This is a genomic window from Paenibacillus sp. FSL H3-0457 (assembly GCF_037981725.1).
Lineage (GTDB): Bacteria > Bacillota > Bacilli > Paenibacillales > Paenibacillaceae > Paenibacillus > Paenibacillus amylolyticus.
In genome coordinates, this window is sequence record NZ_CP150283.1 from 6,648,702 (window position 1) to 6,664,405 (window position 15,704).

Consider the following 15,704-nt stretch of genomic DNA (forward strand, 5'->3'; position numbering starts at 1 on the left):
CCATCCTCCTTCTGACAAGGCTTAGCGCCGATTAGCAACCTTGTCCCATTCTTTGTCGAGTGTATCTAGATAGTTGTCGATGTTTTGGTTCTGCAAAAAGGACTGTACGATGGAATTCAGCTGCACCGCAGCCGGAATATAGTGATCGGGAAAGTCAATAACCTTGTCCTGCTCGATGTAAGGCATCAATTCCTGTACCGCAGGATCATCCTGCTTCACGCCTTCTACCGCAGAGAACAGCGTCTGTTCGTCAATGTATCTTCCGATATTTTCAGGCTCTAACAGGAACGCAATAAACGTCTCTGCCTGCTCGCGATTAGGCGTGTCCTCCGCAATGGTAAACAGGGAGTCGATCCCGTTCACCAGCTTGATCTCGCTTGCATCGTTGCCCGTAGGGAATGGGAAGAAACCGATGTCAACATTTGGGTTCGCTTTGCGAATCTCCGAGATGGCCCAGGTTCCCTGGATGTACATGAAGGCTTCACCGTTAGCGAAGGCACGGTTACCGTCCGAATAAGCTTTACCAAAGTTATCGCCGTGACCGTATTTCATGAGTTCCAGTTGCTTCTCAGCTACCTCGCGGTACTTCTCCTTGAACGTCATTTTGTTATCGCGCCGCTCTTGGTAGAAATCAATACCGACCAGATTGGAGGCTAGTGCATTGAACGGCAGGCTCGTCTGCCAGTCATCCTTGTATGTGAAATAAAATGGAATCTCACCTGCATCCTTAATCTTTTGGGCGGTCGCAATGAGTTCATCCCACGTCTTGGGCACGTCCAATCCCATTTCCTTAAACAACGTTTTGTTGTACATGATGCCGTTTGCATTAGTCGCGTAAGGAATACCTGTCACTTCGTCCATGCCTGTGAGATCATTCAGCATTTGTATGTAGTTCGGATCAATCGTCTGGAGTAATGTGCTATCCGTCAGATCGGTGAAAATATCACTCTGAGCCAGAATGGAATAGGTGTCGGTTGCCCCCATGGCCATAATATCCGGAATATCATTTTTGACGACACGCGTCTTCAGTACTGTCTCCGCATCGGGCGGATTCACCTGTGTCACTTGGATATCGTCATGCTCCGCATTAAACGTTTTAATTAATTCATCAAAGGTTGTTTTGGCTTCAGGCTTGTTCTGGAAAAATTCAATCTGCACTTTGCCATTCGCGCTATCTCCACTGGTACAGGAAGATAAAAGTACAGCCATCATTCCACACAGCAACATTGTCCCGAGAGCCTTGGTAAGCGTTGTTCTCATGTTGTACCTCCCTCAGCTTAATAAATTGAACTAATGTGATTTACACAGTGTCACTCCGATTGCAGTACCATCTTCCGATCGTTGTTATCCCCAGATTTTTTTGATTCCCTTCCTCAAAGGGAAAATCCGGTGATAAACACGCACGCTGCGCTTCTTCAGTTTGGTTCTGCACTCTCCGTGTTCGTGTATATCTTAGTTTCACTTTATATACGTAAAGATTTACCCATAAAAATAGTGAAATAACCATTTGGTTAATCCTTCCAAACTAACTTCAATCTGAATGGATGATATAGGTCTTTATTATTTCTAAAACGGTTTCGGTAAAAATGAATCACGGCAGTTCTTCCCATGACCCGAATTGGGCATAACAAAAAGGACACTGGATAATATCCAATGTCCCTCATTTAATAAGCTTATATTCAGCCACTGTAACGCTTTTATCCAACCTATTACGAACGTTCTGCTTTCGGCAAAGCATTACGTAAACGCTTGGCCCGATAACTCTGATATGCACGAATCAACATGCCGATGATAATCATGACCACACCGATGTTAATTGCAACATCAGCGAGATTCAAAATCCCGCGTCCTGACGGAAATACGAGGAAATCCGTTACCCGGGCATAGATAAATCGATCGATCGCATTTCCTAAAGCCCCGCCGACCATAAAACCCGCGCCAGCTTGCATCCAGAAACCGCGAATCTCACCTTTACTCCGGTAATACAGCATGCCCGCTATGAACAGAACAGCAATCACACCGAACAGACGCGCATTTCCCTGAAACATGCTGCCAGCCATTCCACTGTTCTCGTAATGCTGTAACTGCATGCCCGAGTTACCCAGTCTCATGACGTCGCCAACTTCCATATACATCCTCACTGCAATCTTGGTTCCCTGGTCCACCAAAGTCACCAGCAGTGCTACAAAATAAAACAGCATCGTGCTTCTCCTCCTGCCTACGTAGCAATAACTTATTTTAACTTTAAGAGTTATGTATATTAGGTTCCCTTCACTTTAACACAGCCGATGTACGGTCTCCAAATGAACGGTCTTTAACCACGCAAATAACGTTCACTAACATCGTTCAGACTGCATCCAGAAGGGACTACACCAATCCATGTCGAATGTAGACATCAATCATATACGTAAAGGGGATGCCTGTAATTTGAACCTGACCACGACAGAGAAATTAAAGGAAATGCAACAGGAAGAAAAGGACTTGGTATTTGACACATTTGATTCTGAAACAGCACTCCAACTTGGCCAGCATCTGGTCGAAGAAGCGAAGCGTCGCTCCCAAGCCGTGACCATCGACATCACCCTGGAGGGGCATCGCCTCTTTTTGCATGCGATGGAAGGCACTCATCCCGACAACGAAGACTGGATTCGCCGCAAGAACAACGTAGTGAATCATTTCTCATCCAGCTCTTGGCACACGGCTCTGCGGTTGAGAAGTGAAAACCAGACACTTGAACAAGACTTCAATCTGCCTTCATCGGACTATGTCCTAGCCGGTGGCGCTTTCCCGCTGATTCTGAAAAATGAGGGACAAGTCGGCACCATTACGGTATCAGGTCTGCCTGATGAGGAAGACCATGATCTGGTCACGACAGGCATTCGCTCGTTTTTGTTGCAGCAAGATTAGATTAAAATGGGCAATAAAAAATCCGTACCTGGGATAGGCACGGATTTTCTTCTTTTTCCTGTAGTTAAATTCCTGCGTTTATTGGATCGCCGAGAGAACGTCCAGCAGCATAGATTTGAATTTGGGCCGATCGATGGCTTCACAGACACGTACATTCGGCTCTTTGCCAAAACGTCCGTTGATATCGACCACGCTATATCCACGTGTCAGTTCTCCTGCCGCTTCCACGTCCACATAATATTGACCCGACTTGGTCATGATGGATTCATCCGCGGCTACAGCCATCAACAACGTATCGGGATGAGTGGTGCCATTGAGTTTATGTACCGACTTGTTGAACTGCATAACCACTTTGTTGATTGCAGTGAAGAAATCGGCACCCGATGTACCCAGAGCCGCAATCTCTGCATGATCGTCATCGTCCATCACTGAATATTGCGTGCACATCTCCCAACCAACCATCGTGATTGGAATGCCTGCATGCAGTACAATTTTCGCTGCTTCCGGGTCCACGTAGAAGTTATACTCCGCCGCCGGTGTAATATTGCCCAGTGCATTATTCGTTCCGCCCATGATGTACAGGTGAGCAATCTCCGGGATAATCGTGGGGTCTTTCTGAATTGCCATCGCAATGTTAGTCAGTGGAGCAATAGCCAGAAGTTCAATTTCGCCTGGATGTGCATGCACCTTCTCAATGAGAAAATCAACCGCATGCCCGCTCTCGGGACGCTGATCTGCCTTCGGGAAATGCGCGCCGCCCATACCATCATCGCCATGCACATCTTCCACTGTCCGGTGCTGAGCTTTACCGTAGGCCATTAGCGGACGTTCGCAACCTTTATACACAGGTACCTTGCCGCCATGTCCAGCAACCTGTACCGTGTACAGGGCATTTTCAACCTCTTGGTCGAATTGTACGTTACCGCCCGTAATGGTGATGCCCTCCACCTGAAAGTGATGCAATGCTGTCAGGATCGCAATCGTATCGTCTCCTGCTGTATCTGTATCGATGATGACTCTTCTCATGATGCCGCGCTCCTTCTTCCGTTTAATAGTAAACTCCATAAAACACTATGTCTTATTTTACATCAAAAACGTACCAATGACGATGGAAACGCCGATGATAATCGAACGCAGCAACTGTGCTACCGCCATATTACCTCGTGCGATTTCGTCACACACCCGCATTTTTGGAATCAGGAAATCAAATATAATATAGACCAGGCACAGCACAATAATTCCAAACGCCGACCACAGCAGCATATCCAACCACGAATGCGTCGAGAAAGATACCATGCCCACAATAATACACAGTCCCAGTAATTTGCTGCCCATGTACATGCCTGCCGCCTCGTTACCTTTGGCGATTTCCTCACTATCGTTATACCGGGTCAATTTGCTAAAAGCGAAATATCCACATACCAATACCACCAGCAGAATGCCTACACCCACCGCCACATTCACGAGGTTTAATCCCAAGTTTTCCATTCCTTCTTCTCCTCCTCATCATTCATCCGTTCACTAACCGTAGCCGCGCAATAATAGGCCATATCTCCGGTTACTTTCTCCCCGACCCGTGGTAGTATCCCAGCCAAACGCCCACCGATAACAAACACCCCTGTAAGCAGATAGCCGCTGTATGCTCCAGCTTCCGTCTCGATCACAACCTGTTCCATCGGAACCAGCTGCTGATAGATTTTGGGCTGATTTTCGTAATAAGCTGTGATCTCTTCATCCTCGTCTGTTGCCCCAGATGCAAGATTGGATTCCAGCGCCTCGTTAAGAGGATGCTCCATATCCTGCTTTCCAAAGGCATTGTCCGTTCCTTCATCCAGCAAAAGAGTTCCTCTGCCTTCGCGCCCCCAATAACTCTTCGCTACATATGGCGTGGCGTTCAGCTCGAAAGGCTCTGCCGAAAAATAGGTGGGCAGCAGATATCGGGAAATCACGTCCATCTCTGCTTCATCAAAGAGGGTAAACCCGCAATATTCTGGGGTTTGCTCGTTACGCTCGTAAAGTGACCAGATTGCTGCCATGAAGCCTTTGCTCTGCATCAGCACATGCTGAACGGGATTCATCAGGCCCAATCTTCCCTCACGTACAAGTTCAAGCAGCGCAGCACCAATGTCCACCCCTGTCGTCTCATCCCGATCATCGATCAGATACTCCAGTGGATAAAGGCGATACAGCAAGTTAATCTCCCGCCCCCTATGGTAAAGCGCCTCTCCCGGAACAATCTCCAGTTCCTCAAGTGGAGCATAGAAAACCTCGTATCCCGCTTCCTGACAACGTCTCATCAGGTATTCCGTATTCGTTCGGTCTTCGACATGTTCGCCAAAAGAAGTGAATGTCACCGGACCCTTTAATCCCTGCTCTGTATAGAATTCCAGCCACATCTTGAAACATTCCCGAATACGTGTATCCATCTCGGCAGATGGCGCAGTTAACGCGGCATCCTCAGCAAGACCGACCAGGATATTTTCCAATGCAGCAGCCTCCGGTATGCCAGTAGGCGTGTCCGTATTATTTTCAATACACTTGGGCCCAGCTTCTCCGATAATCCAGTCCTGACGGGTAATGCCTCCAGTTACCAACTCCATACGTGCCGCCGGGATAAGCCCCGGATGAATACCCAACTGATGCTCTAAAAAAGAATCCGGCATATATTGCTGGATAAATCGCATCACTTTACAGTAAATGCCGTCTACCGCCTCGGCTGCGGTATGCAGTTCCAGCACCTCCGAGGGAGAGTAGACCGTTAATGCTGGCACACAATATTGCTTCCCGTACATTCGATGATATGGAATCTGTTGTTCCGTTTCACCCTGAAATACCTCTTCGTGACTTAACGGCAGTTGAACCACTTGCCTCATCCGGTTATCCTCCCGAGCTGCGGAAGAAGCTACCGAAGCCGCTTGATTTGGACTTGGATTTGCTATAGGAGCTGTTACTGTCCTTATTGCTTCGATACGACGACCCACCGTAGTAATAGTGCCCACTGCTGGAATCATATTCACATCCGGTATCATACTCCGGGTCACATTCATCATTGTTGCTAGCACAACCGGATAACACGGCAGGAACCGCCAGCATCAGGGAGAAAGCAACCAGCTTTGCTTTTGATCCGGGTTTCGATGCTTGCCCCCGCTCTTGGTCACTCATTACAGATCCACCTCTTTCATATAAAACAACACTTTCTTGCGATCCGCATCCAGCACGGAATACAGGAACTCATACGTCTTGCCACCGCGAACCATGTAATGGTCCAGCAGTTGCTCGGCAAGCTCCATTGTATAGGTGGATGAAGCTATGAGCTCCAACTCCTGAAACGAACTTCCATTCCACAACATATACTCTGGGCTGTACATGGAAGACATTTTGCACATCGCCAGCGCAGCATCCGCAATGGCTGCACCGTACTCGTCCGGCATCTGTTGGTCATATGGCGTTACATATACTGCATGTTCCCGCCCATCCTGGCATTCATTGGACAGATGCGCCCAGAGTTTGTTTTTCACCAAGGTGGCATCCACCAGTTTGCGCATGAACAGTTCATCTCGTGTGACTGAAGCCTGTTCCAGCACTCCCGTCTCCGCCTGTCGATCATCCGACCAACTCCGATACGTCAATGAATAATAGATACCGATAACCTCCCTTTTTGCGAGCTCTTAGGTGAGCCGTTTCAATTCATACAAACGTATTTAACGCATCAGAAGGAAAAAAGTTACACTAGTGAATCAATTTCATAGTACCTTTAGCTGCTTCAAATCAAGGCTAGACATAGATCAAAATGGTTTAATTTGTCTATGTCTAGTTACAAAACTCCATTTTTAGTGATTTATGAAATTGATTCTATTCACCATGACATGTAATAAAGAACATGTTGGCTACCTTCGTTCTCCGATTAACGAAGCAGGAAATAACATACTGTTTTCTACTTTTGGTATGTAATCCAGTTCAAAAAGGCCGGAGAAGACTCTCCGACCGCACTTTTTTTAATCTTATGCTCATGCCATTCTGACTTATAACTCAGCCCACTGTGCCAATACATCATTATATTCAGCGGACAATTGCTCGCGATCATTCCAGATTTGTTCCAGTTCAAGCGGATTGTTCTGCACCATTTCCAACTGTTGATCCAGCACCTGAATCTCTGCCTCAAGACGAGCCAACGTCTGTTCCAGCTTCTCCGCAGATTGTTGGTTGCCACTGCCACTTCTATGTTTCGATGCAGTTGCTGCCGAAGGAGTCAACGCCTTACCTGATTCAGTAGAAGCTTTATGGTCATGACTTCCACCGGCAGCTACAACAGTGGATCCGTTCATTGTCGAGGTTGCTCCTGGCTTCTTCCCTGATCTGGCAGTCCCGCCGGGCGCGGACGTTAAACCTGACTTCATCTCTGACTTGGTGTTCCCACGAGAAGAAACGCCCACGCCTGCTGTAGCCTGAGTTGTCGCCGCCGCACGAGCTTGCAAATCAAGCTTCTTCTCACGATACGCCTCATAGTCTCCCAGGTAAGCGGTCATCTGACCGTCCTCCAGTTCCCACACACGGGAAGCGAGGCGATTGACGAAGTACCGATCATGCGAGATGGCAAGTACGGTTCCTTCAAAATCAACCAGTGACTCTTCCAGCGCTTCTCTCGATGCGATATCCAGATGGTTGGTTGGCTCATCGAGCAACAGTACATTGGGTTTGCGCTGCACCAGCAGAGCTAGCCGCAGACGCGTCCATTCCCCACCAGATAATTGCCCGACAGAGCGGAATACATCCGCTCCATAGAACAGGTATCGGGCCAGAATTCCGCGAGCCTCTCCCTCTTCCACGCCTGCTTCCAGACGGAAGTATTCGAGTACGTTCAGCTTTGGATTCGTGGGTTCCTCCTGTTGAGCCAGATACCCTACATCCACGCGTGCTCCCCACTCCAGCTTGCCCGCATTGGGCTGCTCGTCACCAAGCAACAGCTTGAACAGGGTCGTCTTGCCGGAGCCATTGCGTCCAATGAGTGCAATTTTATCCCCATATTCCAACAGACCCGAGATTCCGCGCAGGATTTCACGCTCGCCATAGCTCTTCTCGACCTGTTCCAATACCGCTACCCGTTTACCCGTTCGATCCGTAGGACGCACATCGAACTCGGCATTGCGGCGCTCCAGTACAGGACGCTTCACCTGCTCCATCCGCTCGATGGCTTTACGCATCGAAGCCGCCCGCCGGAAGAACTTTTCATTGCCACCCACACGACCCCACTCCTCTAACTGGCGGATCGTTTCCTTCATTTTTTTGATAACCTTCTGCTGCTCCTTGAACTCCTCGAATTGCTGCAACAGCCGTTGTTCCTTCACTTTCATATATTCCGTATAACCGCCAGCAGATGTTTCCGCTTCTCCATCCTCCAGCTCCAGTGTTCGATTCACGACCCGATCCAGAAAATAGCGATCATGCGAGATCAGGACAATGGTGCCGGGATATTCTCGTAAAAATCCTTCCAGCCACTCAACCCGCTCCAGATCAAGATGGTTTGTCGGCTCATCCAGCAATAACAGGTCGGGTCTTACGATTAGCTGTGAAGCCAGCACCACCCGAGTCTGCTCCCCACCAGACAGGGAACCAAAGCGCCAACCATAGTGTGCCTTGGCGATATCCAAACCGTCCGCCACCTGATCGATCCGGGCATCCATTTCATATCCACCCTCACGCTCGAACTGGTCTTGCAGTGCCGCGTAGCGTTTCAGCAGGCGCTCCAATTGATTAGGGTCTGCTGCACATGCCGGATCGGACATCTGCTGCTCCATTTCCTTCATTTGCGTGCGACATATCATAAGCTCCTTGAATCCAAGACTCAGTACATCCAGTACGGTATGGTCATCCAATCCTTCTGGAACCTGAGCCACATATCCCATTCGTGTATCTTTCTTGATCATCAATTGCCCTTCATCCGGCTTGTTCAGTCTTGCCATCAGGCGCATAAGTGTGGTCTTGCCGCTTCCGTTGCGGCCAATCAGGGCGACCTTGTCACCTTCCATAATTTCAAACGTAATGCCGTCCAGCACCAGATGTGCTCCGTGGTATTGAGTCAGTTGTTGCGCGCTAATCATTATCATAATAAGGTTCCTCCTATGGTATGGAAGATCCTGACCGCAACACAAAAAGAGCCGCAGGAGGTTAGCTCCGCGGCCCTTCAGAATTCAAGCAATATCGCTTATAGTCCGAATGAGGTCAAGGCAGGCATCTTCTCGCAAATGTTAACTTCCGTATATTCAAAATTGGACAGACTTCTCCCGTTGGTCAGAAAAGTATGAACAATGCCAGCCATAGCAATCGGCAGCTGGCTAATACGGTTGTTAAGCATCTCGTGATTCACCTGTCTTCACCTCCCTTGTCATAATTAATGTCAATATATCACAGACGAATGCGTTTCCGCAACCATCCCTTCGCCCAATTCAATCATACTGTACAGTAGTTTCATTCTTACGCTTAATTCCTGCCCCGTCGCCGAAGCATTACATCCCTGATCGCCACCGTAATAAGTGTTAACATTCCCGAGGTACCCAGTGATGCGCCAAGCAGGGCATATCCGATGCCATTCCACCCGCCAATATCGATGCTGATCATGATTACAACGGCACCGCCGAGCAAGGCCACACATGGCAATATATATTGAACCCACGTCATTCGCCGTCCTTGCAATCGGTAAATAAGCCATTCAATCAGCAGCAGCACCGCCCACATTCCCAATGTCCACAAGATCAGTACTTCCATAAGGTTCCCCTCCTGTTGCTGGATGGATTAAGCCCTTTGTTACAGACCTTACGTTACTTCAACCAATCTGAGAAAAAGTTCCGGTACCCTTCTTTCATTTTCGTGCGCGAAAAAGCACCAAAGGCATACTTCCGGTTGTCTTCTGACACACTGCGCGGCGCAGCCGCAGCCATGTTCACCAGTTCAAACCAGTTATCCTCGTTGCCTGCAAAGGCATGCGTGGATCGAATGTGACCGTAGCAAGCATGCTCCGGTTTCACGACCATTTTGCCCATGGCCATCGCTTCCGTCAGCGGCATCGCAAACGTATCAAAGGCCGAACAGTTCCAATACACCTTGGATGAGTTCATCAACGTAAATATCTCATCCTGCGTGAGCGCAAACTTCAGCTTCACGTTGGCAGGAATGTCGTACTTCTTCATGGTTTCCTTATAGCGTACACCGCCAAACACCATATATACTTCCTTGTCCGGGTTCTGCCGAGCGTATTCCAAAACTAGATCCGGGCGACGGTTCGCCTCATCCCGACCGATCCAGAGCACCCGATTATGCACAACCTGGCTCGGATCATAGTGCCGGTTCGCCAGCTCTTCGCTAAAGCCAATCGGAATAACGTTCACGTCATGTACACCGAAATTGCGACCCAGTTCTGTTTTTAAAAACTCCGTCTGTACAATTGCTTTATCCACCATCGTATAAAATGGCTTCATCATCTCATATCCCGTTAGCGCGGGATCGGGGAAACTGTGCGGGAACAATACACTTTTCGGTAAGAACATCTTCAAAAATGTAAACCCGGATACGGTGTAGATAACATGCTCTATATTATGGCTATGAATCTGGTCCAGCACGATATCGTAGTTCACCAGGTCACCTTTCTCATGCTCATAACCAGGCAACCAGTCGTATCCACTGACATGACGCTCCGGCGAGATGAACACGATATCCACGCCCAACTCCAGACCAATCTGCTTCAGCCTATCCGCAAATACGCGCGGCCCCTGAGCTTCCGTGAATTGAATTTTACGCATAACAAGTCCGACTTTACGCAAGCTTCTCACCCCTCATTTCTATTCCTCACCCATATGCTTCATGCACTGCTCCAGCGTCGCTGCCGTCTCATTCCATTGGCTTCGCAGCTGTTCCTTCGGCCACACACATTCCTCACTTCTCAGATCACCGTCAATTAAACGCAGCATCCAGAGCGAGAATACAATAGCATAGGCGTGGTACCATTCTGCAAAAGAAACCCGTTCAATCTGCATGCCCAGGCTCCCCAGTTTGTCCAAATAAACATCCATAACCCGCTCTCGCAATGCAGGCGTAACCGTTCTGGGAAACAGCGGATGCGAGAGATCAACTAGGTGAAATATATCCCACAATGGCGCATTCAGATGGGCATGCTCCCAGTCCAAGATGACCAGTCTGCCGTCCACCTCCGCCATGTTACCTGGATGCAGGTCTCCGTGACACAAAACGGTTGGAAGTTCTTCCTCTGCCATGAGGATCAACCTGGAGATCTTGTCCCAATCGGATTCGGACAGCTGCATATCCAGCCTGGATAAAAATTCATCCGTAGATTGTCTGTGCATTTGTAACTCATCCAGCATTGTGTGAATGGGCGGTTTCTGGCCCACGCGAGGCAGTTCGCTCCAATCCGTGACAGACAACGCATGCCATACTGCCATATGTGCCGCTGCGCCGAGCATCGTCGCTTCTTGCGAATCATGCACCAGTTGCCCCAAATCCTCGTAGATCATCCAGCTCTGTGCTGGAGCAATGGTAAGATCCGACGCTGCAATGAGTTGCGGATAGATTGGTGGTAAGCCAGACATCACATGCTCGTACATCCATCGTTCCCGTCCATGCTGCGCAGGATTCGTCAGTGGTTTGAAAATATAACTGCCCCCGGTAGGAATCGTGAATCGCTCCACATATCGTCCGTTTATTCCTTTATACAACTGCTCGCGGCTTGTTATATAGTGATCATTCAGCATTCCTTCGGGCGTCACCCAGCTGTATGCATCCAACTCTTCGTTCACGCTACCCACCATCCATTTCGTTCTCCCTGCTACTCCGATGTTGATTTCTATTCATCATACGTTGCCGCTCACAAGCCTGCAAGCTTTGGTCGTAAGAGCTTATTCAGTGTCTCAATTCAGAGTTTCAAAATTGCTTATTGCATTTTGGTTAGTAATCACTTACTATACAATCATGAAGAACAAATCTCATGTGGATAGCAAAAAGAAAGATATCCTACAAGCGGCGATGCGCTTGTTCGCAACCAAAGGCGTTGACGGCATATCCGTCAAAGAGATCGGTGACGCCGCCGGAGTAACCGATGCGGCGATCTACAAACATTTTAAAAACAAAGATGCCGTTGCCCTGGAAGCCTTCACCCAATACTGTGTCGACTATACTGCACTGATTGACGGGTATGTTCGACAGGAAGGTCCGGTGTTGGAACGCTTCAAGCAACTGGTTACCGAGGTTCTCCATCTGCATGATGAAGATCCCTACGGACTGCTACTGATTTCACAGAATCATGAAATATTCATTGAAGCCGGAAGCAGCGAGGATTACCGTCAGCCGTTGGATGCGTTGATGGATCTGATCGATCAGGGAATGATGCGGGGCGAACTGCCTCAGCAGGATTCACGGCTCACAGCCGTTCTGGTGATCGGTGCAATTACACGCATGGCGGTCTCCAGTATGCAAGGTGAGCTACCGGAGCTGTTGGTACCTTATACGGGGGAAACGGTTCACCGGCTTGCATCAATGTTGGGGCACTTATCTCAGAAGTAACGATGGAGATGGGATGAAGCTAGAAATGGAGTAGCGGAGTGTAGGGAAAACGACGTGAGCAACTACATTGTTTCCGAAGGAAACAACCTTCGTAAGCACCCCTCTTATTTCGGCTGAATCCCATATTCGATGCGGATTATGCCGCTAGGCATGATTCGTAATCAAAGGCGGACTTGTTGAATAACTTCTAAAAGAGAATCGTCAACATACCATCAGGATATACAGATGGATTACCGGGTCATACGTGACCTTTTCTTTTTGCACATGAGGTTAGTGTTCATTAACTAAAATAGTCAGGACGTGTCATCTTCCATGAAAAAAATATTAATTATTCAAGGCAATCCCGTCTCTCCCAGTTACAACGGTGCAATCGCCGAGGCTTACCGAAAAGGTGCGGTGCAGGCTGGTGCCGACGTCCGCATGATCACCCTTAACGAGTTGGCATTCAACATGAATCTGGAGGGAGGATATCGTAATAAACTTCCACTTGAACCAGATTTGCTGGAGGCCCAAGAAGCAATCAAGTGGGCCGAGCATCTTGTATGGGTATTCCCAATCTGGTGGGGAGGACCACCTGCCCTGCTGAAAGGTTTCGTTGACCGAATCTTTATGCCAGGTTACGCCTTCAAGTATCAGAAAGGAAAACCATTCCCGGATCAACTGCTCAAAGGCCGCACCGCTCGCATGATCACCACGATGGATGGTCCGAGCTGGTACTTCAAATGGTTCCAAGGTGAGCCTGCACATAAAATGATGAAAATCTCCACATTTGCACTGACTGGCATCAAACCTGTGCGGATAACACCTGTAGATCAAGTTGGTAAAAAGTCAGATGAACAGAGAAAGAATTGGTTGGATAAGATCGAGCAGCTTGGGCGGAAGATGGGGTAAAAGATTTCTGCAAGAAAGCCTCATGGGAAGTATATACTTCTCTCCAGATTTTCACGTTGTAAGTTAAATCAAAAATCTGTGGATACGCGCAATTTGAAGGTAGTCCTGTAATCCACGAGTGGCGCAATTGTAATTATAGTCTGACTTATAACAGAAAGCAGAAATGTGCCTATTCCCAGTTACAAAAAAGGGTTGTCCCCTACGTCTTGTTCAAGACGTAGGGGACAACCCTTTTAGCATTCATTATGATCTAACGAATCGTAGACGCGTTATTTCCTCGATCTGTGTATCATTTAATGATTTTAAACTAGTTTGCACCGGAATAACTTCACTGAGGTTCGTTACATTTTGCATTCCACGCTAAATCGCCATTTAACACTGACTCGGTTCGTTAGCGACCTGCACTTAGAGAGACAAATCTGCACTACAGGTCAGCTTGATACGCCAATCGCCCGCCTTTGGAAAGTCGACTTCGCATCAGTAATGCAATGGAAACGACCATGGTTAGCGCCCCAATGAACAGCCATCTACAAATACAAACAACGCATTACCTAAACGAAATACGACCTGATGGATGCTCAGGCAAAATAGCTGTAACCAACTGCTGTACAGCCGGATGATCCGACTGCATTACCGAATCCCCGGCATCACCGCTATATACCAGCTTTCCCTGATCCATCACGGCAATGCGGTCACAGATCGTCATGGCAGCTCGAATGTCATGTGTGATAAAAAGGTAAGACAACCCGTAGGATGCTCTTAACTCTCCCAATAAGGATAGAATTTGCGTCTGGTGCACCATGTCCAGGCTGCTGATCGATTCGTCCAGTACGATTAACTTTGGCTTGAGCGCAATGGCTCGTGCGATGTTAACTCGCTGTAATTGCCCACCGCTGAACTGGTGCGGAAGCTTGCTCCCATCCTCAGGTGTAAGCCCAACCTGCTCAAGCAGTTGTCCGACCACACGAAGTTGTTCTTTTGCCGAAAATCGCTCGTAATTATCCAGTGGCTCACCGATGATCTGCGCGGCAGTCATGAGTGGATTCACAGCCGAATAACAGTCCTGGAACACGACCTGCAGATCGCGCCGTAATCCCTTAAGCACGGGTTTGCTGGATCGATAGATATCCTGACCCTGAAATAAAATCTGACCCTGGCTGGGCTTCTCCAGACCAAGAATGATTTTACCCAAGGTACTTTTACCTGCCCCGCTCGTACCCAGGAGCCCCAGACACACACCCTTTTCGATCGTAAGTGAGATATCTGCCAGCACAGGAGGACGCGCTCCCAAACGATCCAGCCAGTTGCGTTTGCCATAGCTATGGCTTACTTCACGTACCTGAAGCATCAGGTCACCCTCCTCTTTTGTACTTGGCAGAAGCAATCTCCGAAGAAGCTGAAATTACACATCACCATGTTCATTCCACCCCTACGCCTACCCACTCAAAATCAATTCATACCCGCTCTACACATACATTCACTGAACGATTCATACCACATGTCATTCGCTATCGTCCCAAAGACATACTGGGCCTGGCATTTAACAACATCCGTGTATACTCATGCTGCGGGTGATCGAACAGTTGGTACACATCCGCCTGCTCCACAATTCGCCCCTTCTGCATGACCGCGACTTCATCCGCCATTTGCGAGATCACGCCCAGATCGTGGGAGATGAGCAAGATGGATGTGCCATACTCCGTACGTAGCCGATCCAATTCCTGAAGCACCTTGAACTGATTCACGACATCCAGTGCCGTCGTTGGTTCATCAGCAATGACCAGGGCTGGTCGCAAGCACATCGATATGGCGATCATCACCCGCTGCAACATGCCCCCACTCAGTTGAAATGGATATCGCTTCATTAGCTTGGTCGGCTCGGGCAGGTTCATGTCTGCCAAGGCAGCAATCGCCTGTTCTCTCGCTTGTCCCTTGGGCATTCCCGTATGCGTACGCAAAGTTTCAATAAATTGCGATCCAATCGTATATACGGGTGTAAAAGCATTCATCGGATTCTGCATAATAAATCCGATGTCCTTGCCGCGGATGCGCCGCATCTCCTCACCTGACAACGAGCCAAGCTCCCGTCCATTCAGGTGGATGCTGCCCGACACTTCCATCCTGCGCGGATCAAGCAGATGGAGCAACGCGTTACATGTAACGGTCTTACCGCTGCCACTCTCACCGACGAGACCGAAGACACGACCTTTTTTCAATTCAAAATCAATGGGCTCCAGTAACGGGACTGAACCCTCCGCTGTTCTTAGATTCACTTGCAGACCACGAACTTCGAGTACCTTCGCTGCATCATCCATCGTTACGTTCACCCCTCATATGCC

General features: G+C 48.6%; 17 protein-coding genes. 3 read left to right on the forward strand and 14 right to left on the reverse strand.

The window, feature by feature from the left end:
• Positions 1–21: 21 nt before the first annotated feature.
• Together MHH25_RS29240 and lspA are read right to left on the reverse strand one after the other, a co-directional pair.
• Entirely contained in the window at positions 22–1,260 is a 1,239-nt protein-coding gene (locus tag MHH25_RS29240; RefSeq protein ID WP_340018728.1) for an extracellular solute-binding protein, read from the reverse strand.
• A gap of 449 nt (positions 1,261–1,709) precedes the next feature.
• Positions 1,710–2,201, reverse strand: coding sequence for a signal peptidase II (lspA, locus tag MHH25_RS29245; RefSeq protein WP_036606631.1), 492 nt, complete (start codon positions 2,199–2,201; stop codon positions 1,710–1,712).
• 226 nt (positions 2,202–2,427) lie between these two features.
• On the opposite strand from lspA, the gene MHH25_RS29250 reads away from it, so the two are divergent.
• Positions 2,428–2,907, forward strand: coding sequence for a heme-degrading domain-containing protein (locus MHH25_RS29250; protein ID WP_076329286.1), 480 nt, complete (start codon positions 2,428–2,430; stop codon positions 2,905–2,907).
• Positions 2,908–2,985: 78 nt separating this feature from the next.
• On the opposite strand, the gene MHH25_RS29255 is transcribed toward MHH25_RS29250, so the two are convergent.
• The 10 genes from MHH25_RS29255 to MHH25_RS29300 form a co-directional block, all read right to left on the reverse strand.
• Positions 2,986–3,933 (reverse strand): nucleoside hydrolase, encoded by a 948-nt coding sequence (locus MHH25_RS29255; protein ID WP_036606629.1) that lies wholly within the window; start codon positions 3,931–3,933, stop codon positions 2,986–2,988.
• A 57-nt stretch (positions 3,934–3,990) separates the two neighbouring features.
• Positions 3,991–4,395: a DUF350 domain-containing protein gene (locus MHH25_RS29260; RefSeq protein WP_017691702.1), complete on the reverse strand. Its 405-nt coding sequence runs from the start codon at positions 4,393–4,395 to the stop codon at positions 3,991–3,993.
• Positions 4,377–5,780, reverse strand: coding sequence for a glutathionylspermidine synthase family protein (locus MHH25_RS29265; protein ID WP_036606627.1), 1,404 nt, complete (start codon positions 5,778–5,780; stop codon positions 4,377–4,379). The genes MHH25_RS29260 and MHH25_RS29265 overlap by 19 nt, the downstream gene beginning before the upstream one ends.
• Positions 5,781–5,784: 4 nt before the next feature.
• Positions 5,785–6,069, reverse strand: coding sequence for a hypothetical protein (locus tag MHH25_RS29270; RefSeq protein WP_036606625.1), 285 nt, complete (start codon positions 6,067–6,069; stop codon positions 5,785–5,787).
• On the reverse strand, positions 6,069–6,536 hold the full coding sequence (locus MHH25_RS29275; RefSeq protein WP_081745842.1) for a hypothetical protein: 468 nt from the start codon (positions 6,534–6,536) through the stop codon (positions 6,069–6,071). Before MHH25_RS29275 ends, MHH25_RS29270 begins: the two co-directional genes overlap by 1 nt.
• A gap of 393 nt (positions 6,537–6,929) precedes the next feature.
• Positions 6,930–9,011, reverse strand: a complete 2,082-nt coding sequence (locus tag MHH25_RS29280) for an ABC-F family ATP-binding cassette domain-containing protein (RefSeq protein WP_036606623.1) — start codon at positions 9,009–9,011, stop codon at positions 6,930–6,932.
• Positions 9,012–9,109: 98 nt separating this feature from the next.
• Positions 9,110–9,271 (reverse strand): hypothetical protein, encoded by a 162-nt coding sequence (locus tag MHH25_RS29285; protein WP_179086570.1) that lies wholly within the window; start codon positions 9,269–9,271, stop codon positions 9,110–9,112.
• 113 nt (positions 9,272–9,384) lie between these two features.
• The gene (locus MHH25_RS29290) at positions 9,385–9,669 is read right to left on the reverse strand and encodes a YesK family protein (RefSeq protein WP_036606621.1); all 285 of its coding nucleotides are present in this window, start codon (positions 9,667–9,669) and stop codon (positions 9,385–9,387) included.
• 53 nt (positions 9,670–9,722) lie between these two features.
• Entirely contained in the window at positions 9,723–10,721 is a 999-nt protein-coding gene (locus tag MHH25_RS29295; RefSeq protein WP_036606619.1) for a glycosyltransferase, read from the reverse strand.
• Between the two features lie 18 nt (positions 10,722–10,739).
• Positions 10,740–11,723, reverse strand: a complete 984-nt coding sequence (locus tag MHH25_RS29300; RefSeq protein WP_051447006.1) for an aminoglycoside phosphotransferase family protein — start codon at positions 11,721–11,723, stop codon at positions 10,740–10,742.
• Positions 11,724–11,883: 160 nt separating this feature from the next.
• Between MHH25_RS29300 and MHH25_RS29305 the strand changes: the two genes are divergently transcribed.
• Together MHH25_RS29305 and MHH25_RS29310 are read left to right on the forward strand one after the other, a co-directional pair.
• Positions 11,884–12,474 carry a TetR/AcrR family transcriptional regulator gene (locus MHH25_RS29305; RefSeq protein ID WP_036606709.1) on the forward strand — a complete coding sequence of 197 codons (591 nt, stop codon included), beginning with the start codon at positions 11,884–11,886 and terminating at the stop codon, positions 12,472–12,474.
• A gap of 312 nt (positions 12,475–12,786) precedes the next feature.
• Complete coding sequence (locus MHH25_RS29310) at positions 12,787–13,365, forward strand: NAD(P)H-dependent oxidoreductase (RefSeq protein ID WP_036606617.1); 579 nt, start codon at positions 12,787–12,789, stop codon at positions 13,363–13,365.
• 547 nt (positions 13,366–13,912) lie between these two features.
• Here the strand turns inward: MHH25_RS29310 and nikE are convergent.
• Positions 13,913–14,713, reverse strand: coding sequence for a nickel import ATP-binding protein NikE (nikE, locus tag MHH25_RS29315; RefSeq protein ID WP_340018729.1), 801 nt, complete (start codon positions 14,711–14,713; stop codon positions 13,913–13,915).
• A gap of 160 nt (positions 14,714–14,873) precedes the next feature.
• Entirely contained in the window at positions 14,874–15,680 is an 807-nt protein-coding gene (locus MHH25_RS29320; RefSeq protein ID WP_340018730.1) for an ABC transporter ATP-binding protein, read from the reverse strand.
• Positions 15,681–15,704: the final 24 nt, after the last annotated feature.